Origin of the sequence: Exiguobacterium sp. PFWT01 (genome assembly GCF_018255795.1) — a bacterium.
Classification (GTDB): domain Bacteria; phylum Bacillota; class Bacilli; order Exiguobacteriales; family Exiguobacteriaceae; genus Exiguobacterium.
In genome coordinates this window covers 2,276,225-2,296,621 of record NZ_CP073755.1, presented here as the reverse complement: position 1 = coordinate 2,296,621, position 20,397 = coordinate 2,276,225, and the positions used below count along the sequence as shown (strand labels likewise).

Below are 20,397 nucleotides of genomic sequence, written 5' to 3'. Positions count from 1 at the left end.
AAACATGAGTGTACACATTGGAGCTCAAGAAGGACAAATTGCAGAAACGGTATTACTTCCAGGGGATCCGCTTCGCGCCAAGTATATCGCGGAAACGTTTTTAGAAGACGTCGAATTATATAACGAAGTTCGTGGCATGTACGGCTTCACGGGAACATACAAAGGAAAACGCATCTCAGTGCAAGGTACAGGGATGGGTGTCCCATCGATGTCGATTTACGTGAACGAACTCATCATGTCGTACGGTGCTAAAAACTTGATCCGTGTCGGAACAGCGGGCGGAATTCAAGAAGATGTTAAGGTACGTGACGTTGTTATCGCGATGAGCGCATCAAGTGAAATGGGACAAAACCGTGTCCGTTTCAACGGAATGGACTATGCGCCAACAGCGACGTTCGACCTCCTACATCGTGCGTATATGAATGCAGAAAAAGCGGGTATCCCGGTCAAAGTCGGACAAATTTTCACGGCCGACCAATTCTATCAAGATGATTTCCATCACTTCAAGAAATGGGCGGATTTCGGTTGCCTCGCAATCGAGATGGAAGCAGCAGGTCTTTACACCCTTGCCGCGAAACACAAAGTGAACGCGTTGACGATCCTCACGATCTCTGACCACTTGTTGACGGGTGAAGAGACGACTTCAGAAGAGCGTCAATCGACGTTCGATGAAATGATTCGTGTCGCTCTCGACACAGCCGTCGAAGTGACAAACTAAGCGATTTTCCCTATAGCCTCTGGCTGTAGGGATTTTTTGTGTCTAAACCCATTCATCCCTATGAAACGGTTGGAGCTCCAGCTAGACTAAGAATAAGATCACGGGAAAGAGGAATTGTCCGATGAAAACTCCACCACGTTTTATATTATATGCCATCGTATTTTTTGCCTTTTTTGATTTGTTCGCCCAACTTCCGATCATGAGCACGTTTGCGGTATCCGTTGGCGCATCTTCGTTTATCGCTGGCTTGTCCATTGCGATCTATTCGTTGACGAACACGTTTGGAAATATGTTATCCGGTATATGGACTGACAGGAGTGGTCCGTATCGGGTTTTGGTTCTCGGCTTGTTTCTGACGAGCTTCAGTTTACTGGCTTATCAATTCGTCGACTCAGCATCCATGTTGCTGTTTGTACGGTGTGTTCACGGCTTTATGGCCGGGCTCATCGTCCCAGCTGCATTTACGCTGTCGGCGAACGTCACCGCGATGAACCGTCAAGGTAAGAAAGTCGCCATTACCGGTAGTTTCGTCGGGTTAGCTGCCATCATCGGCCCAGCGTTCAGCGGGATCGTCGCTAGCATCACATCGCCACCGACTGTCTTTTTATTCGTCTCTTTATTTGGTTGGGTGATTCTCGTCGTGACGATTGTGACGATGCGAGGAAGTCAAACGGTCGAAACAATAAGAGAAAAAGAGAGGACACAGGAAAAGCCGGATTCGAAAGTCATTCGGGCCTATTGGGGTGCTTTCTTCCTCATGTTTTCTCAAGGGGCACTCGCCTTTTTACTACCGCTCCACGTACAGGAACTTGGATACGATTCGAGGTTGAGTGGGACGCTACTTAGTATGTTCGGCGTGGTCGCCGTCCTGTTCTTTTTATTACCGACGAATCGATTGTTCGATCGATTCTCGCCAACAAAGTTGACCGCACTTGGGGTGGCCATCATCGGGACGAGCCAGGTGTTAATTGGACAATCTGGTGTAGAAACGAGCCTATATGGGGTACTTGCCTTATATGGCATCGGGTTTGCGATTTTATTCCCGGCCATCAATACGTTGTTGATCCAATCGACCTCTCCACAAAATCGAGGAAAAGCATATGGGGCGTTTTATGCTTTTTTCTCTCTCGGAACGGTAGCGGGGTCATCATTTTTAAGTGTTCTTCCACTCTCGACCGTCCAGCAGTTCACACTGACCGGATTGATTTTAGGGAGCGCAAGTCTGCTCTTTCTCATCAGTGCGCGAAAAAGAGTACGGATGTTTTGACACGAAGGAAGCAATCGATTACTCTATGATTAAACGTTTAAACATTTAAACGTTTTGTATGTAGTGAATCGATGAAAGCGTTTTTTTAGATTCGCTTTTCACGCGATGATACAATGAAATCAATGTGATGAATCATAAGGAGGAAAGTTCATGCTGGCACCGATTGAACAGTTGACGATTGACGAGCTAGTCCAAAAACAGCGCCGCTTCTTTAAAACGCAGGCGACAAAATCGATGGCATTTCGTTTGAGCATGCTGACGTTTTTAAAGGAGTCCATCAAGCATTATGAAGCGGATTTGCTAGAGGCGCTTCGCGAAGATTTGAACAAGTCTGAACTGGATGCATACACGACGGAAATCGGATTTATTTACGACGAGATTTCACGAACGACGCGTGAATTGAAGCGGTGGATGCGTCCGAAGCGTGTCCGCGGAACGGCCATCCATCTTGGAATGAAGAGTGAGATTCAATATGAGCCATACGGTACGGTGTTAATCATCGCTCCGTGGAACTATCCATTCCAATTGGCTGTTGCGCCGCTTATCGGCGCGATTGCGGCCGGGAATACAGCCGTTGTCAAACCTTCAGAATTGACGCCGAATGTTGCGCGTGTCCTGACACAGGTGCTCGAGCGTGCCTTCACCGATCGATATGTGGCAAGTGTCGAAGGGGATAAAGACACAGCGCAAGAGCTGTTGGCACAAAAATGGGACTATATCTTCTTCACGGGATCGACGCAAGTCGGTCGAATCGTCAATCAGGCGGCAGCGAAACATCTGACACCAGTCACGCTCGAACTAGGTGGGAAATCACCAGTCATCGTTCACGGAGATGCGAACGTCTCCATTGCGGCAAAACGTGTCGCCTGGGGGAAATGGATGAACGCCGGACAAACATGTGTCGCACCGGACTATGTACTCGTCCACGAATCGCAACAAGACGCATTTTTAGAAGCGATTAAACAAGAGGCGTTTGCGATGTTTGGGAATGGTGTCGGCACGAAACGATACACGCGCATCGTCAATGAATCGCACTTCGACCGTTTGTCTCACTATTTGACAGAAGGGGACCTTGTGTTCGGTGGAGAGACGAACCGAGATGAGCTTAAAATTGCGCCGACCGTCATGACGAATCTTCATGAAGATGCTGATGTGATGAAAGATGAGATTTTCGGTCCGATTTTACCAGTCATTCCATATCGTCAATTGGACGAAGTGATCGAGTTCATCTCGGACCGACCACACCCATTGGCGCTCTATCTCTTTACCGAGTCGAAGGACGTGGAGAGAACCGTCATGAAGCACCTTTCCTTTGGTGGCGGGTGCGTGAACGATGTCATCATGCATTTGACGAACCCGAATCTACCGTTCGGTGGAGTGGGCGAGAGCGGAATGGGAGCTTATCATGGGCGAACGAGTTTTGAGACGTTCAGTCATGCGAAGTCTATTTTAAAGAATACGACGAAATTTGATTTACCGGTCCGGTATCCGAACTTCAAACCGGCTGAACAATTGATTCGACTGATTCAACGATGAATCGATCAAGAGATTCGGGGTCACACCCGAATCTTTTTATTTTCAAAAGATTGTTTGAAATGTCACATACTTTTATGATACTCCCTGTCACACTCCTGTATAATAAAGTCATAAATGGAACGGACGAATGAAACGTGGAGGGAGCACCGACCTATGTCAATGCAATGTGGAACGACCCAACCGAACAGTTTTGTATTCTCAGACGAAACGAAACAGCTGTTACTCGAAATGATGACGCTTCAACATCATCCAAAAGCGAGTATCGTGTGTTGGGAAGGTGAAAAGTGTGATAAGTTCTTTTACTTGAAGAGTGGTTCTGTCAAATTCACGAAAATCACGAAAAAGGGAAATCCACTCGTCATGTTCATGTATGGATCGGATGATTTCTTTGGTGAGTTTGACATCGTGGAGACATTCCCTAGTTCGTATAGCATCGAAACGACCGAAGAGAGTACCATCGGGACGATTTCAAAACGAGAGCTAGAGTCGCTCATGCAGCGCGATATCCGTTTTGCCGGAGAAATCTTGCGCTGGACATCGATGATGCGTAAGCACTCCGAAATGAAAGTGCGTGACTTATTGTTGTACGGAAAACCTGGAGCATTGGCTTCGACGTTACTTCGAATGGCCGCGATGCATGGAGTGGAGGAAGAAGATGCAATCGTGATTCCTCGTCATCCGTCTGATGGAGAACTCGGACAGTTGATTGGTGCACCGCGTGAGACGGTGAATCGGTTGATCAGTCAGTGGCGAAAAGAAGGGGTCATCAGCACAACAACGAAATCAATCATCATTCGCGATGTCGACTTTTTAAAAGAGCTGTGCCATTGCGAAGGCTGCCCGGCAGGAATATGTCGTTTATAAACCGCCCCATGTGGAGGCGGTTTTTTTGTGGATTGGTTTTGTACAAATGTGAACTTTATGTGTTGAAACTACGCAAAATTGATGTGATTGTCACTTTTGGAGTGATAAATATCACATATTATCACCTAAGCGATTGCATACAATAAAGGTGGAAAAACAAGCGAAAGGGGTCTTACACGTGGAACATAAAGATGGGCAAGAACCGAATTTAAAAGGGACGTTCACATCGGTCATGATCGTGGCGGGTGTCATCATCGCCATGTGGTCATCAGTCTTTTACTTATTCGTCACTCGATAAGAATTCAGGGGGGGAGGGTTTCATTATGCATATTCATAAACTAGAAAAATATTGGCTTACATTCGGCATCATTCTACTCGCAGTCTTCCTGACTGTTCTCGGGGTATCCGCATTCGCGGCAGGTAATCAACCCGCATCGGATGCAGACTTGATTGACCCGGCAAAAGTAAATCAGACGGCTCCGTTCGACAAACCAGGACTTCATCAAATTGGTGAAAATGAATACGAGCTCGTCATGATTGCACAAGCGTTTACGTTCACACCAGGGAATGTTGAAATCCCAAAAGGGGCAAAAGTGACGTTCCTCGTGACATCACCTGACGTCGTCCACGGATTTCAGTTGACGGGTACACCGGTCAACATGATGATCGTTCCGGGACATATCAACTCGTTGACGTACACATTCGAGGAAGCTGGCGAATTTTTAATCTTGTGTAACGAATATTGCGGTACAGGGCATCACATGATGTCGACTAAAATCAAGGTGGTGGAGTAAATGAATGACGTATCATCTAAACTGAAGCAATGGGAGATGGAGCGCGGCGTACCGGTTCCGAGTATCGGAGCCAAAGAGGCACGTCTTGCCTACGGACACGTTCTCGTATCCGTTCTCGCCATCTTGATTGGGGCGCTAGCTGGATTGACTCAAACGTTGATTCGGACCGGAGTCATCCCTGAAATCTTTGGATATTATCAATTACTAACGGCTCACGGGATTATGCTCGGAATCGTCTTTACGACGATGTTCATTATCGGTCTTTTATATGCGTTACTCGCGAAATCGTTCGGTCGCTTTGAATCATTCCCGACGCGTGTCGCGTGGCTCGGTTTTTGGACGATGATCATCGGTGCTGTCATGGTAACCGTCATGATTTTGGCCAATAAAGGAACGGTCTTATATACGTTTTATGCGCCGCTCATGGCAGATCCGCTCTTCTATGTCGGACTTGTGTTATTCGTAGTCGGGACATGGTTGTCGTCATTCGCGATGTTCCGCATGTATGCGGATTACAAGCGTGACAATCCTGGTGTTCATCCACCACTTCCGGCTTATATGAGTATCATGACAATGCTTCTTTGGGACATTGCGACACTTGGTGTCGCAGCCACGATTTTATTCCAGCTCCTTCCGCTCTCGTTAGGATGGACGGATACAGTCGGAATCGAGTTATCTCGTACATTGTTCTGGTACTTCGGTCACCCGCTCGTTTATTTCTGGCTCATGCCGGCATACATCGTGTGGTATACGGTCGTACCGAAAGTGATTGGTGGGAAAATCTTCTCGGATGCGTTGGCGCGGATGGCGTTCTTGCTGTTCTTACTCTTCTCATTCCCGGTCGGTTTCCACCATCAGTTGACAGAGCCAGGGATTGAACCGTTCTGGAAGTTCGTTCAAGTCATCTTGACGTTCTTGGTCGTCATCCCTTCATTCATGACTGCATTCTCGCTCTTTGCGACGTTTGAACTTCGTGGACGTGCGCTCGGCGCGAAAGGATTGTTCGGTTGGGTGAAGAAAATGCCGTATGGCGATGTTCGCTTCCTTGCTCCTTTCGTTGGAATGTTGTTCTTCATCCCGGCCGGTGCAGGTGGAATCATCAACGCGTCGCACCAATTGAACGCGATGGTCCACAATACGCTTTGGGTCACAGGACACTTCCACATCACAGTCGGAACTGCCGTCGCCTTAACCTTCTTCGGAACAGCGTACTGGCTCGTCCCAGTCCTACGCGGTCGCACGTTGACGAAGGCGATGAACAAGCTTGGATTGATTCAAGCAGGAACATGGGCGTTCGGTATGGCCATCATGTCGTATGCGATGCATATCTCAGGATTGAACGGGAACCCACGTCGTACGGGTCCGGCAACTTATTTCTCGGATGCGTTGACGCGTGAGTGGATCCCATATCATGTCATGATGGCAATCGGGGGAACGATTTTGTTCATCTCCGTTCTCATCTTCGTCTACTCGATGTTCAACTTGTCATTCCTCGCTCCAAAAGGCGAAGAAGAATTCCCGCTCGCCGAGACAGAAGAGGCGGCGATGGATACACCGCGTTACTTCGAGAATTGGAAGCTATGGATTACCGTGACGTTCGTCTTGATCGCATTTGCATACACCGTTCCAATCTGGCACTTGATTGAGAGTGCGCCTCCAGGAGCGCGTGGTTGGGTACTCTGGTAAACTGAAGTCAGCTCATTCGTGAGCTGACTTCTTTTGTGTGAGGAGGAACGATATGAACATAGTAGACGTCATCCTTGCGGCGCGTTCGATGCACTCGGCCAATCGCCCGTTTGTCGTGGCGATTGATGGACTGAGCGGAGCGGGCAAGACGACGCTCGTCTCACATTTAAGCAATGAGCCGAGTATTTACGTTCTTCACATCGATGACTATATCGTTGAACGGGACAGACGCTATCAGACCGGACAGCCTGAACCGGTGGAGTATTACGTACTTCAATGGGACGTCTCGCGCTTAGAACGTGAACTGTTTCGTCCATTGAGGAATGGGATGACGGAATTGACGTTACCTCGTTACGTGTATGAACGAGATATCATCGCAGAAGAGATCGTGGACATATCATTCGCACATACAGTTATCGTAGAAGGAATTTTTCTACAACGTCCGGAATGGCGTTCTTATTTCGACTATGTGATTTATCTCGACTGTCCCCGAAAAGTTCGGTACGAGCGAGTACTGAACCGGGATACATACCTCGGTGATCCGACAGCACGGCTTGAAAAATACAAGCGCAGGTATTGGCCAGGGGAAGATTTGTATCTTCAACACGTCGACCCAAAAAGAGAGGCAGATATCGTGCTCTGACTGAACGTTTCAACATCTGACCTACGTGTCAGGTGTTTTTTGTTTGGAGAAAATTTGAAAAAATGATTGACGTCTTAGTGTATTATGCTAATAATACAGTTAGAAAGTGTATTAACCATGTCATACACTTAGAAAGGTGATGAACATGCAATTCAATACGAGGGCACCGGTTTACCTACAAGTCGTCGACTACTTCAAGAAGAAGATGGCGCTCGGTGAACTGAGAGCCGGGGATGAGATGCCATCTCGGCGAGAACTAGCAAACGATTTAAAAATTAATCCGAACACCGTTCAAAAAGCGTTCAAAGAAATGGAGGACCAACAATTGATTACGACCGAACGAAATCGACCGAGTCGCGTGACGACAGATGACGTCATCCTCAAACACATTCGCTCTGAGATTGTAGACGATGCGGTCGCGGTATTTGTGGAAGCGATTCAAGAACTCGACGTCTCGGTGGACGAGCTGGTCGAGAAGATTAAACGACAGTATAAGGAGGGGATGTACGATGATCGAAGTGTTGGGAGTTAAGAAACGCTATCGGCGGAAGCAAGTCATTGAAGACGTTTCGTTCACAGCAAACAAAGGGGAGATCACGTGCCTCATCGGACTAAACGGAACGGGGAAATCGACGTTATTGAAAGGCATCATGGGATTGACACCTTTCGATAAAGGTTCGGTATTGATTGATGGAAAACCGATCGATTTGAATCGTGTCGCCTTTGTCGCCGACCATGCGATGTTCCCGATTCATTTCACGATTGAACAGTGTGAGGCGTTTATGAAAGATTTCTATCCGACATTTGATCCGGCATTATTTGCTCGTCTCGTCGAAGATTTTAAATTGTTCCCGGAAGATAAGTTGAGCGAGTTATCGAAAGGGACGCTCGCCAAAGCGAACCTTGCGCTCGGCATTGCCCAAGACCCGGATTATCTATTGCTCGATGAGCCGTTCTCAGGCATCGATGTCTTTTCGAAAGAACAGATTGTTGAACTGTTCTCTAGTGAAATCATGGAGAACCGGGGCGTCCTCATCACGACACATGAAATTGAGGATATCGAGTATTTGATTGACAAGGCGGTCATGTTGAATAACGGGCGCATCGTTCGTGAGTTTGATGTCGAGGATGTCCGTTTCATTCACGGGAAGTCCATCGTCGATGTGATGAGAGAGGAGTACGGGGCATGAATTTATTGAAACTATTGAGTTGGGAAGTCGAGCGAGTCACGAAACCATTTTTGATACTCGTTGCAGGACTTCTCGTCGTCCAGTTTGGATATCTCGGTTACTTTTTATGGGACGAAACAAACTTTTATGAGCAATTGCGACGTACAGGAGATGCAGACTATCCATTGATGTTTGTCAGTTACTTGAACGGGACTCCATATCTTTTATCCCTCGGGATCGCCGTCGCTGCCGTGTTACTGTACAGCGTATGGATCTGGTATCGCGATTTTCAAGGACGAGGGACGTTCATGTTGCGACTGCTCACGATGCCACAAAAACGGATGGTCATCTTTTTCGCTAAACTTGGCACTATTTTAATGATGACGTTAGGACTATTTGCCATTGAGTGGATTGCCCTTAAATTGCAGTACATAGCGTTCACGAGTTGGTTCGATGACAAGATGATTCCGACTCAAGGATCATTTGAACAAACACTGTCGTATCAGGGAATATTGTCTCTGATGTATCCTTCTTCGCTCATCAACTTTATCATTCATCAAGTATTTATTGTCATCGTTGTCCTATTTGTTTTCATATTTGTGTTGATTGAACGGAGTTTCTGGCAGCGGACGATCTGGTCACCGGTACTTAGCTTGTCAATTCTAGTTGTCATCTTTACTATTCCAGTTTTAGGTTACGCGTTCTTGTCGAATCGACTAATTTACGATGAGACGATTGTGTATGTCGGTGTGGTATTGATGGTATGGACGAGTGTGACGATGTGGCTAGGTCGAAGATTTTTACAGACGAAATTGAATGTGTGAGGTGAGAAGATGAAACGAATGTGGAATGTGGCCGCGCTCGGTGCGGTCATCGTGATTGGGCTTGGGACGTTTGCCGTTGATGCGACAGAACCGAAAGCAGAATGGGCGTTAGACATCAGTTCGAATCCATCTGTGTGGGAAGACGCGGTGGTAGAGGTCACGTATGGCACAGAGGACGATGTTGCACAGTGGTTTGAAGTGACGACGGATGAGAGTCGTATCACGTCAAACTTAAATTATATTGCTGAGGGACTGCGATATCGTGAACGTTTGAATGAGGGAGAACGTTCGATTCATCGACAAATGAACGGAATGACGTATGCGGAATCGATTCGAACAGAGGATGGATACATCGGGGTCGGTCAGAATGGGATGAAAGAGCTCATCGTGTTTACACAAGAAGATGGAGAAAAGTTATCGACGTTTTCGTTCGATGCCAATGATTCAAAAATATACGACATCGTGAACGGGGTATGGTCAGGCATGTTCCTGCATGATGATCAGCTGAATCTAATCTATCGAGACGGATATGACGGTGAAGAAAAAACGATGCTTGCCACGTTTGATCAAGCGATGAATGAGGTGACGGTCAAAGAGTTGAGCATGGACAAAGGATTTATCACCCATGTCATCAATACGAATCGTTTTTACGCTACCGATGTATCCTCTCAAGTGACAGAAACACGTTACATCCCTGTCGGTGTCAGCTCGTACGAAGTGATCCGAGAAGGGGAAGAGGAAATCAATGTTGAGGATCCGAACCCAGGACTCTTCGCTTACGATACAAAAACGGGTAAAGTTGTTCAATTGGCTGAAGGTCAGGACTTTTGGGATCATACAGTGTCGGGTCAAAACCTGTTCGCCTTAAATGAGGATGGCGAGGAAGTCGCCATCGACTTGAACACCGGGAAGCAGATGACTCGTAAAGTTCTCGATTCAGTGGATCACGCCTTCTATGAAAATGGTCGCCTGTACCAAACGCGCCAAGCGAAAGACGGTGTCATCATCGATGTATACGAGGATGGGAAACAAATCTCGAGTGCGGCGATCACGCCTGAAAACGAAGAAGCGCGTGACATGCTCAAACAGATTGACGTAGATGTCAGACAAAAATAAGCAAAGGGCCGCGGCCCTTTGCTTATTTTGATGGTTTCGGTATGATGACGCCTTCTTCTAAATCCAGCAACAAGTCGATCAGTTCCGCGCAGAACTCCGGGAACTGCTCCAAAAAGGCACCGGGACCGACTTCATCTGTAAAGTCGATATACAGATCGGCAACATTCCCAGACATCTTCGCAGGTAAGGCGAGGAATGCCGAACCGAAACGCCAACTGCCTCGGATATCGAGTAACTTCCCGAGAACGAGGTCGCCGGTCTCACGTTCTTCTGGTAACTGAACAGCATATGTCTCTTTTGACTCCCAGTCTTTCAACTGACCGTCTTCCGTCACTTCAAAGATACTACAACGCGGGACAGCTAGTCCACGGAGTGCGTGATAGAGGGCAGGGGACATGTCGCTCTTATGGTCGGCCAAGTAGCGACCATGGGGTGTCATCCCATCCTCATCCGTCTCAAAGAAGACGGCCCAATCGATGAAGAGGTCACGGAAGAGTTCGGCATCTTTTAAGTGCCATGTCCCTTCCGATGCGATCTCTTGAATATAGTTCGTCCATTGTGTGCTTCGCGCGAGAGCCGCTTGCTCATACAACTTTTTCAGTTCGGCAAGCAATTCGGACTCTTCGACGAGCAAAGGGAAGGGAATTACTTTCCGGTCTTTTTTCATCGGCGCGGACCTCGCTTGTTCGCAGGACGTTTGACGACAGGAGGCTTCTCCTCAATCCGTTTCTCAATCACGTCACCGCGATAGATTTCGAGCTCTTTCAACTCGACACCGAGTTGACGCGCGAACGATTTCAAGTGTGGCAGGTCATCCGTCGTCACGAGGGAAAGGACAGTGCCTCCCGCGTTACCGCGAGCGGTACGGCCGGAACGGTGAATGAAGTCATCAATGGATTCCGGTAAATCGAAATGGACGACGTGCGTCACGTCTTCAATATCGAGACCGCGTGCAGCGAGACCGGTCGTGATGAGGAGCGGGTATTCGCCTTTACGGAATTCGCGGAGCGTCTCGACGCGTTCACGTTTCCCTTTCAAGCTGTCGAGCATCCGGTAGTTCACTTTCAACTTTTCAAGTTCTCCGCGAAGCGGTGGCAAGAACGAGCGGTTGTTGATGAAGGCGAGTGCCTTCACACCGTCGACGTGTGAAAGACGACGAAGAAGTTCCGGTTTATACCGGCGCGTCGTCAACAGATAGCCGTACGTCACTTGATCGCTTACGGCACGTTCGATTTTGATATGAGCCGGTTCGTTCATGAACGGTGACGCCCACTCTTGGAGTGAGTCGGTGAGTGTTGCCGAGACGAGTGCAAGTTGACGCTCATGCGCAGTATGCTTGATGATTCGTTCTGCGGCCTCCGTCAAACCGCTGTCGATGATTTGGTCGGCCTCATCTAATATAACGGTATGTGTTTCGTGGAGCTTCAGTTTTTTCTTGTCGATCAACTCGACGAGACGACCCGGCGTCCCGACGATCAAGTGAGGTTTTTTCTTGATTCGGTCGATTTGACGTTTCAATTCGACACCGCCGATGAACGAACCGATGCGGACGTCGCCTTTTTCGGTGAAACGTTGCGCGACTTGTTGAATCTGCATGACAAGTTCACGGGTCGGGGCGACGACAACGACTTGGATGCGGTCATTCGACGGATCAATCTTTTCAATGGCTGGAAGGAGGTAGGCGAGTGTCTTACCCGTTCCGGTTGGTGCCTCGATTGTCACGTCTTTTCCATCTAATAGTAGAGGAAACGCTTCTTTTTGGACCGGCATCGGCTCATTGAAGCCCATCCGTTCCCACGTTTCGTTAATAAAAGGTTTTGTAAAATTCATATTCGGTCTCCTTATCTTTAGGCAAAAACAAAGGAAGCGACAGCGCTCCCTCGTCAAATATAGCGAACATGCTCCTGACCATCTTCCATGGAAGAACGTAACGTCTGTGTATACGTCTGACCGTCTTCGATGAGTTGGATGTGGGCGTCTGCACCTTCTGCTGTCAATTCAACTTTCTCAATCGTGAATCCTTGATAAACGCGATACTGTAATTCGGCCGTCATGTTCTCGAACGGTTTCAGTTCCGGATGTGTCGTAATGACATGGATTGGACGCGACAAAAGTGCGGCGAGTAGCTGGTCGCGATAATCAATAAAATCTTCGTTCTCGATGTCATCGTCGAAGCGGATCCAAAACCCTCCGTCTTCAAATTCTGTGATAAATCCGTCACGCTTTTCGCCGGCCTCATCGACCTTTAATGAGATGCGATCGCCGACCTGAAAGGCGTGATTTGCTGTTAATGGTTCATACGTCATGAGTAGAACCCCTTCCTCTTATACAATGTTCTGCCTTCATTGTGTCTGATACGACACAAAAATTCAAGTTCTAACCGAGTGATGTGAGATTAATCACCTTAAAAACTGTATAGTTCGTCACAGAACAATCAAATTAGTACAGATGATAGGTAAACCTTATCTAATTGGGAATCATCTGTTTCAAACTATATAAACTAGCGGATATAACAGTTTGTAAAACGCTTTCAAAAACGGCTATTTCATCACGTTCATAAGATTGTTACAAGTTTCACAAGAATGTAAAACATATTGTTCACGTTTTCACGTACACTCACAGTATAGATAACACGCAGTTACTTTCGAGAATGAGGAGTGAATCAACATGGCAACCGAAATCAAATCCGCATGGTCAGGTTTTATCCCTGGTCAGTGGACGAATGAAGTGAATGTCAGTGAATTTATCCGTTTGAACCGTCATGAGTACACAGGAGACGATACGTTTTTAGCAGGTCCGACTGAAGCGACAAACGTTCTTTGGAATCGTGTGATGGAACTAACAAAAGAAGAGCGTGAACGTGGAGGCGTCTGGGACGTCGATCAACACACACCATCGACAATTGTGTCGCATGGACCAGGTTACTTAAACAAAGAGTTAGAGAAAGTCGTTGGCGTTCAGACGGATGAGCCGTTCAAACGTTCGATTCACCCGAATGGCGGCATCCGTATGGTCGATGCGGCACTCGAATCATATGGTTTCGAGCCAGACGAAGAAATCACAAAAATTTACTCAGAGATTCGTAAAACACATAACCAAGGTGTCTTCGATGCCTATACACCAGAAATGCGGGCCGCTCGTAAATCAGGAATCATCACAGGGCTTCCCGATGCATACGGTCGCGGACGCATCATCGGTGACTACCGTCGTGTCGCCCTTTATGGAATCGACTTCTTGATGGCAGAACGCAAAAAAGACTTGGCAAAACGTGGCGGGTTCTTATCTGAATCGGACATCCGCGACCGCGAAGAACTATCGGAACAACTTCGTGCCCTCCAAGAACTTAAACAACTCGGAGCCGCTTATGGATTTGACCTCGGTCGTCCTGCGGAAAATACGCAAGAAGCATATCAATGGGTGTACTTGGCGTATCTTGCTGCCATCAAAGAACAAAACGGTGCCGCAATGTCACTCGGTCGCGTCTCGACATTCCTTGATGTGTACGCCGAACGTGACCTTGAAGCGGGTCGCTTAACAGAATCGGACGTCCAAGAAATCGTTGACCACTTCATCATGAAACTTCGAATCGTCAAATTCTTACGGACACCGGACTATAACGAGTTATTCTCTGGTGACCCGACTTGGGTGACGGAATCAATCGGTGGGATGAGTCAAGATGGTCGCTCGAACGTCACGAAGAGCTCATTCCGGTTCTTACATTCACTCACGAACCTCGGACCAGCTCCAGAACCAAACTTGACGGTCCTTTGGTCGACGAAACTTCCAGAAGGCTTCAAACAATACTGTGCGAAAATGTCGATTGAAACGTCGGCTATTCAATATGAGAACGATGACTTGATGATGCCACAATTCGGTGATGACTACGGTATCGCATGTTGTGTGTCACCGATGAAGATCGGGAAACAAATGCAGTTCTTCGGTGCGCGTGCCAACATGGCGAAAGCCCTTCTTTATAGCATGAACGGCGGACGTGATGAGAAGAGCGGCGCTCAAATCGCTCCAGTTTGGGAAATGAACACAGAAGACGTGCTTACGTACGAAAAAGTGTATGCCGACTTTGACCGAACGCTCGACTGGTTGGCGGAGCTATACGTGAATACACTTAACGTCATTCACTTCATGCACGATAAATATGCGTACGAACGAATCGAAATGGCGCTTCACGATCCTGAAATCTTACGGACGATGGCTTGTGGAATCGCGGGTCTCTCGGTAACGGCAGATAGTCTTTCAGCAATCAAATATGCAAACGTCAAACCCGTCCGGAATGAAGAAGGAATCATCGTCGACTTCGAAACAGAAGGAGACTTCCCGAAATTCGGAAACAATGATGACCGTGTCGATGCAATCGCCGTCGAACTCGTCGAATCATTCATGGAGAAAGTGCGGAAGCATAAAACATACCGTGACGCGCTTCACACACAATCGGTCCTCACCATCACATCGAACGTCGTCTACGGTAAGAAAACAGGGAACACGCCAGACGGACGCCGTGCCGGTGAACCATTCGCTCCAGGAGCGAACCCGATGCATGGACGAGATACAAAAGGTGCGGCTGCATCGCTCTCATCTGTTGCGAAACTTCCATTCGAACACGCACAAGACGGAATCTCGTATACGTTCTCGATCGTACCGAAAGCACTCGGGAAAGAAGAAATCGCACGCGAACTCAACTTGGCGGCACTTCTCGATGGGTATATGAGCGGAGAGCACAAAGGACATCACTTGAACGTCAACGTCTTTAACCGCGAGACGCTTCTCGACGCTATGGAACATCCAGAAGAATATCCGCAACTCACAATCCGCGTATCAGGATATGCGGTCAACTTCATCAAGTTGACACGTGAGCAACAGATCGACGTCATCAACCGTACGTTCCACGGTTCGTTGTAAGTAAAGGCTTAGCGGCCTTCCACGGAGGGCCGCTCATTCGTTAGGAGGTCATTTCGATGACAATGGGATATGTACATTCGGTCGAATCATTCGGAACAGTTGACGGCCCAGGTATTCGCTTCATCGTCTTTTTACAAGGTTGTGCCTTGCGTTGTTTATACTGCCATAATGCGGACACGTGGGATTTCAAAAAGAATAACCACCGCTCGGCTGAAGACGTCATTCAAGAGGCGCTCAGTTACCGTCCGTTCATGGAAGCATCGAAGGGGGGCATCACCATTTCTGGTGGTGACCCACTCGCGCAACCTGAATTTTTAGAGGCGCTGCTGCGTGAGGCGAAAAAGCATGGGCTTCATACGACACTTGATACGTCCGGTGCGCTCCGACCTCCTAATTTGGATGCGATTTTAGATCACACCGACCTTGTCTTGCTCGATATCAAGCATATCGACGACGACATGTGTAAGAAGTTGACGGGACGTAGCAATGCAAACACGCTCGCGCTTGCCGAACACCTTTCCGAGCGCGGAACGAAAATGTGGATTCGCCACGTCCTTGTACCTGGATGGACGCTCGAAGAAGGTGCGCTTCGTCGCACGGCCGCGTTCATTCAAAAGCTAGACCATGTCGAGAAAGTCGAGATTTTGCCGTACCATGAGATGGGTGTCTACAAATGGGAGGCGCTCGGACTCGATTATCCGCTTAAAGGCACGAAGCCCCCGACATCCGATGAAGTCGAATGGGCAGAAGGGATTTTGCAGGGAACTGTATGAAACAAGCGCAGACCGATGTGGTCTGCGCTTGTTTGACGTTATACTCGCTTTTTCTTCTTTTCTAGGACGCGGGCATGTTCTGCCTGTTTCTTCTCCATATAGAGAAGTTCCCGTTCTAGTTTGACGTAGCTGGCATAGCGTTTCACATCTAGCGTACCGTTCGTTAGCGCCTCTTGAACGGCACAGCCCGGTTCTTTCTGATGTGAACAGTCGCGGAAGCGGCAAGTCTCGGCAAGTGCTTCGATATCACGAAACGTCTCATCGAGATGCTCGCTTCCTTCCCATAGTCCGAATTCTCGCATCCCTGGTGTGTCGATGACGTATAAGTCATCGATTCGGAACAGTTCGCGGTGTGTCGTCGTATGTTTTCCGCGCTCGTCCTGCGCCCGGACGGCTTGTGTGACGGCAAGTGTCTCGTGGGCGAGGGCGTTCGTCAGCGTAGATTTTCCGACTCCGGACGAACCGACGAAGGCGATCGTGCTTTCGCTCGGTAACGCGTGACGAAGTTCAGCCACACCTTCTCCCGTCACAGCACTGACGGGGAATACTTGGATTCCGGGTGCGTTCACTTGAATGTCTTCGAGCAGTGTGTCGACGGAGTCGACTTGATCGGTCTTCGTCAAGACGATGATTGGGATTGCCCCGGTGTCCCAAGCGGCAAGCGTATAGCGTTCTAGACGACGGATGTTGAAGTCATGTCCACATGCCATCGTAATCAAGACGTAGTCGACGTTCGCGCAGATCAGTTGTTCACGTGTCTCGTTGCCGGCGGCCGCTCGTGAAAGAACGGTCCGACGCTCAAGGAGATGGTGAATCGTACCTTGACCATGTTCGCGAACTTGAATCGTGACATAATCGCCGATGACCGGGTAATCCCGTTCGCTCGTCGCGGCATGTCGAAATTTTCCGGAAACCCCGCACATATAGGCGTTTTCTCCGATTGATACCGTATAAAGATGTTGGAACTGTGCCGTGACACGTCCCGTTTCAGTTTGTTGAAACAAATTAGAATCCTCCTTTTAATGATGGAGGACGACAGCCCTCCGATTCGCTGACATTTGGTTACGTGCATGCATCATGTTGCTCATAAAACATCATCCTTTCGTTGTTCGATAGCATTAGTGTATCACAGTTACTGGAAACGGTAACATCTCAGTCTAAAGACCGAGGTGAAACAAGCCTTCCGCTCGTCGACCTATGTCAAATAACGTATTATGATAAGAGTGTACTTAACAAGGAGGGATGACAGATGAATCGCCAAGTGAAAAAGGTGTTGTTCATCGTGGCCGCGATCGCTCTAGTGCTCGTGTTGATCGGTTCTTTACCGAATATGATCTTATTCGGATTAGGAGCGCTCTTGACGCTTTGGGCTGGAGTCCGTTTTCAGGCTGTGACACACATCGGTGCTAAAGTTGGTTTCGGGATCCTCGCCGTCATTGGGATTGGGACGATGCTCTCAAACATTTGGGCACTCGTCGGAATCATTGTCGCGTGGTTGTTGTTTAAAGGGTATATGATGTATACAGGTGAAAAACGCGACCCGGATGTCGAGATTTTAAATGCAGACGGAACGCGTGCCGGCCGGAGCAGCTTCCAACAGTTTGATCAAGTGTGGCAAAAATTTGTTAATCGTCGTTGAGATTTCATAAGGAGGATTCACCATGAAGACACCGTTTGATCAGTTTCGTGAATTAGCGAATGAATTGACGAAAGAAATTTCGAAAGAAGTGAAGAAATACCAGGATAAAGAGATGCCACGTTCAAGTGGAGAAGCGGAATTGAACCGTCATATCCGTGGAGCGGAGAAGGAAGCGTTGTCGGTTGAACGACTCGTGGAACGTCAACGTACATTGCTTGCAGAACTTGCTGAAAAACGTGATGATGCCAAGAAGATGGCAGATAAACGATATGAGCAAACAGAACTGGCGAAACAAGCCGGGGAAGAAAAGTTGGCAGAACGTGCGGCACTCGAATCCAAACACTACGGGGAACAGTACCGTTACTTTGAAGGATTGATTGACGAGGGTGAGCGCGAGTTGGATACATTAGAGCGTCGTGCGCTCGAGATGAAACTCAAGCTCGATGAGATGCAGAATAAACGTTATGAATTTGCGATGCGCGAAAACCTAGACTTGTTAAAAGGGGCACTCGACCAAATCTTTGGTCAAAATACATCGCAGTCGCATCCGTTTACTGAGGAAGACAAGAAAGAACAACCTGTTGAAGAGAAGCAAGACACGCAGGAAGATGAAGATGATTTTGAAGCAAAATTGAAAGAACTGGAGCGTCGCTTTAAACAAGAGTGAGGTGACGGTTCGGCGATGACCTGAACAAGGTCATCGCTTTCTTTGCTTCATACATATGAACAGAAAGGGGGAATGGACATGGAACGTTGGAACACACGTCAAATCATTGGATTTATGATTATCTTATTTTCAGTCGGACTCTTCATCGATATCGTGACGGGTGGGAATAGCGTCTTATTCAGCATGATCCTCCCGCTGCTTCTCCTCTACATCGGTCGACGGTTCAGTCGTCGGGGCAAGCAGTCTGCTAGCTATATTTTTTACGCAATCGGAGGAATCCTCTTGATCGGCTTGATCTTCTCATCTGCGGCATTCGGATTCGTGCTTTCCGGACTTCTCCTGTTATTCGGCTATCGACTCTATAAGAATCGACCGGTCGAATCGAAAATCCGGACACCCCTTCGTCAAGAACAAGCCTTCTCATTTGGGATGAAGGAATCGGGGCACTATGTGTTACGTGATACGAATGAGTTCTTTTTACTACGGGATGTCGAGATGGATTTGTCACAAGCCATCATTCCGGAAGGAGAGACGTTCTTACTCCTCAATGGACTCGCAGGAGATATTCGAATCCTCATTCCTGCGGGGTATGACTATTCGATTGACGCATCGATCGGGTTCGGTAAAGTGCAGGTTGATGACTCGAACTATTCGCCGGTGTTCAATCGTCGCTTCTATACAGCGTCTGATGATTATGTCCAGGCGACGCGGAAAGTCCGGATTCATATCGTGCTCATGAGCGGAAGTGTCGAGGTGATGACGGTATGAAAAAAGATTCTTATCCACGAACGGTCGTCTGGCATCAACTGTTTAGTAGCCTGTTGACGGCTTTCTTGATCACAGTAGCGTTTCTCATAGGTGACTCGACTTCATTGAGCGATTTATTTTCGCGTGAAGAAGGGTTGCCTTTCGGTGTGTCCATCCTGGTGATTGCCGTCTTGATCGGAAGTATCTTTGGCGTCGGTTCGTATTTTTATTTGCGCCGAGACTTTCGAGAAGTCGCCAATGCCCTTTGGAAACTGGAGAACCAAAAAGACATCACTTTCCGCCCGATGTCCCCATACCGAGATACACTCGAACGAATCGTCCGCGTATCGAAACAGCGCCAAGAGATGGTCGAGATGGCGAAGCGAGTCGGTGAGCGTCCGGTCAGTGTGGAAGAGGCGCGGAGTGAGGCCGTCGTCGAAGAAAGACGTCGCGTCGCACGAGAACTTCATGATTCGGTGAGTCAACAGCTCTATGCCATCTCGATGATGACGACAGCGGTCAAACAGACGATGCAGACGAAACCAGATCTCGCGAGTAAACAAATGGAACAAGTCGAGCTCATGGCGCAGACCGCACAGGCAGAGATGCGTTCGTTGCTGTTACAACTTCGACCGGTCGAATTAGAAGGCATGACACTCAAGACGGGAATCGAACGCTTGTTAGAAGAACTATCTCGTAAACAATCGACCGAGCTCGTCTGGCGTTTAGAGGAAGTGAAACTCTCCCGGCACACTGAAAATGAACTGTTTCGGATTGTTCAGGAAGCGATTAGTAACACATTGCGACACGCCAAAGCGACTCGTTTAGAAATCGAGATGCGAACGGTACAACAGACGGTCATTTTAAAGATTAACGATGATGGGATTGGATTTAATGTGGACGATACACAAGTCGCCTCATATGGATTACAATCGATAAGAGAGCGTACGGCAGAAGTCGGTGGAACGTTGCGATTGGTCAGTGTGCCGAATGTAGGGACACAAATTGAAGTACGTGTGAAACAACAAGTGGAGGGGTAA

General features: G+C 48.1%; 22 protein-coding genes. 18 read left to right on the top strand and 4 right to left on the bottom strand.

Features of this window, described 5'->3' with window-relative positions; translation table 11 throughout:
* Positions 1-4 precede the first annotated feature (4 nt).
* The 12 genes from deoD to KD909_RS11805 all read left to right on the top strand — a co-directional run bounded on the left by deoD (position 5) and on the right by KD909_RS11805 (position 10,617).
* Complete coding sequence (gene deoD, locus KD909_RS11860) at positions 5-718, top strand: purine-nucleoside phosphorylase (protein ID WP_015880817.1); 714 nt, start codon at positions 5-7, stop codon at positions 716-718.
* 121 nt (positions 719-839) lie between these two features.
* Positions 840-1,985 carry an MFS transporter gene (locus KD909_RS11855; protein ID WP_211781663.1) on the top strand — a complete coding sequence of 382 codons (1,146 nt, stop codon included), beginning with the start codon at positions 840-842 and terminating at the stop codon, positions 1,983-1,985.
* A gap of 150 nt (positions 1,986-2,135) precedes the next feature.
* Complete coding sequence (locus KD909_RS11850) at positions 2,136-3,521, top strand: aldehyde dehydrogenase (protein WP_015880819.1); 1,386 nt, start codon at positions 2,136-2,138, stop codon at positions 3,519-3,521.
* Between the two features lie 153 nt (positions 3,522-3,674).
* Positions 3,675-4,385: a Crp/Fnr family transcriptional regulator gene (locus KD909_RS11845; protein WP_015880820.1), complete on the top strand. Its 711-nt coding sequence runs from the start codon at positions 3,675-3,677 to the stop codon at positions 4,383-4,385.
* A gap of 178 nt (positions 4,386-4,563) precedes the next feature.
* A complete protein-coding gene (locus tag KD909_RS11840) occupies positions 4,564-4,683 on the top strand; it encodes a cytochrome c oxidase subunit 2A (RefSeq protein ID WP_224863290.1) in 120 nt (39 codons plus the stop codon).
* Positions 4,684-4,708: 25 nt separating this feature from the next.
* Complete coding sequence (locus KD909_RS11835) at positions 4,709-5,179, top strand: cytochrome c oxidase subunit II (protein ID WP_015880821.1); 471 nt, start codon at positions 4,709-4,711, stop codon at positions 5,177-5,179.
* Positions 5,180-6,865, top strand: coding sequence for a b(o/a)3-type cytochrome-c oxidase subunit 1 (locus KD909_RS11830; protein WP_015880822.1), 1,686 nt, complete (start codon positions 5,180-5,182; stop codon positions 6,863-6,865).
* A 52-nt stretch (positions 6,866-6,917) separates the two neighbouring features.
* Positions 6,918-7,508, top strand: coding sequence for a kinase (locus tag KD909_RS11825; protein WP_211781662.1), 591 nt, complete (start codon positions 6,918-6,920; stop codon positions 7,506-7,508).
* A 139-nt stretch (positions 7,509-7,647) separates the two neighbouring features.
* Complete coding sequence (locus KD909_RS11820) at positions 7,648-8,040, top strand: GntR family transcriptional regulator (protein WP_211781661.1); 393 nt, start codon at positions 7,648-7,650, stop codon at positions 8,038-8,040.
* Complete coding sequence (locus KD909_RS11815) at positions 8,018-8,698, top strand: ABC transporter ATP-binding protein (RefSeq protein ID WP_211781660.1); 681 nt, start codon at positions 8,018-8,020, stop codon at positions 8,696-8,698. Before KD909_RS11820 ends, KD909_RS11815 begins: the two co-directional genes overlap by 23 nt.
* Positions 8,695-9,501, top strand: coding sequence for a hypothetical protein (locus tag KD909_RS11810; RefSeq protein WP_211781659.1), 807 nt, complete (start codon positions 8,695-8,697; stop codon positions 9,499-9,501). Before KD909_RS11815 ends, KD909_RS11810 begins: the two co-directional genes overlap by 4 nt.
* 9 nt (positions 9,502-9,510) lie before the next feature.
* Positions 9,511-10,617, top strand: a complete 1,107-nt coding sequence (locus KD909_RS11805) for a hypothetical protein (protein ID WP_211781658.1) — start codon at positions 9,511-9,513, stop codon at positions 10,615-10,617.
* 22 nt (positions 10,618-10,639) lie between these two features.
* On the opposite strand, the gene KD909_RS11800 is transcribed toward KD909_RS11805, so the two are convergent.
* From KD909_RS11800 to KD909_RS11790, 3 genes are read right to left on the bottom strand one after another with little or no spacing between them, the layout of a single operon-like run.
* Positions 10,640-11,284, bottom strand: coding sequence for a hypothetical protein (locus KD909_RS11800; protein ID WP_031421056.1), 645 nt, complete (start codon positions 11,282-11,284; stop codon positions 10,640-10,642).
* Complete coding sequence (locus KD909_RS11795; RefSeq protein ID WP_211781657.1) at positions 11,281-12,447, bottom strand: DEAD/DEAH box helicase; 1,167 nt, start codon at positions 12,445-12,447, stop codon at positions 11,281-11,283. The genes KD909_RS11800 and KD909_RS11795 overlap by 4 nt, the downstream gene beginning before the upstream one ends.
* Positions 12,448-12,500: 53 nt before the next feature.
* Positions 12,501-12,923, bottom strand: coding sequence for a hypothetical protein (locus tag KD909_RS11790; protein ID WP_015880830.1), 423 nt, complete (start codon positions 12,921-12,923; stop codon positions 12,501-12,503).
* A gap of 361 nt (positions 12,924-13,284) precedes the next feature.
* Here KD909_RS11790 and pflB point away from each other — a divergent pair, with 361 nt between their 5' ends.
* Both pflB and pflA read left to right on the top strand, forming a co-directional pair.
* Positions 13,285-15,531 carry a formate C-acetyltransferase gene (gene pflB / locus KD909_RS11785; protein WP_015880831.1) on the top strand — a complete coding sequence of 749 codons (2,247 nt, stop codon included), beginning with the start codon at positions 13,285-13,287 and terminating at the stop codon, positions 15,529-15,531.
* Between the two features lie 56 nt (positions 15,532-15,587).
* Positions 15,588-16,304, top strand: a complete 717-nt coding sequence (gene pflA, locus KD909_RS11780) for a pyruvate formate-lyase-activating protein (RefSeq protein ID WP_015880832.1) — start codon at positions 15,588-15,590, stop codon at positions 16,302-16,304.
* Positions 16,305-16,342: 38 nt separating this feature from the next.
* Here the strand turns inward: pflA and rsgA are convergent, their stop codons facing one another.
* Positions 16,343-17,308, bottom strand: coding sequence for a ribosome small subunit-dependent GTPase A (gene rsgA, locus KD909_RS11775; RefSeq protein ID WP_031421061.1), 966 nt, complete (start codon positions 17,306-17,308; stop codon positions 16,343-16,345).
* A gap of 245 nt (positions 17,309-17,553) precedes the next feature.
* Between rsgA and KD909_RS11770 the strand changes: the two genes are divergently transcribed.
* From KD909_RS11770 to KD909_RS11755, 4 genes are all read left to right on the top strand, one after another.
* Entirely contained in the window at positions 17,554-17,943 is a 390-nt protein-coding gene (locus KD909_RS11770; protein ID WP_211781656.1) for a lmo0954 family membrane protein, read from the top strand.
* Positions 17,944-17,965: 22 nt separating this feature from the next.
* Positions 17,966-18,610, top strand: coding sequence for a PspA/IM30 family protein (locus tag KD909_RS11765; RefSeq protein ID WP_015880835.1), 645 nt, complete (start codon positions 17,966-17,968; stop codon positions 18,608-18,610).
* Between the two features lie 78 nt (positions 18,611-18,688).
* Complete coding sequence (gene liaF, locus KD909_RS11760) at positions 18,689-19,378, top strand: cell wall-active antibiotics response protein LiaF (protein WP_015880836.1); 690 nt, start codon at positions 18,689-18,691, stop codon at positions 19,376-19,378.
* Positions 19,375-20,397: a sensor histidine kinase gene (locus tag KD909_RS11755; protein WP_015880837.1), complete on the top strand. Its 1,023-nt coding sequence runs from the start codon at positions 19,375-19,377 to the stop codon at positions 20,395-20,397. The genes liaF and KD909_RS11755 overlap by 4 nt, the downstream gene beginning before the upstream one ends.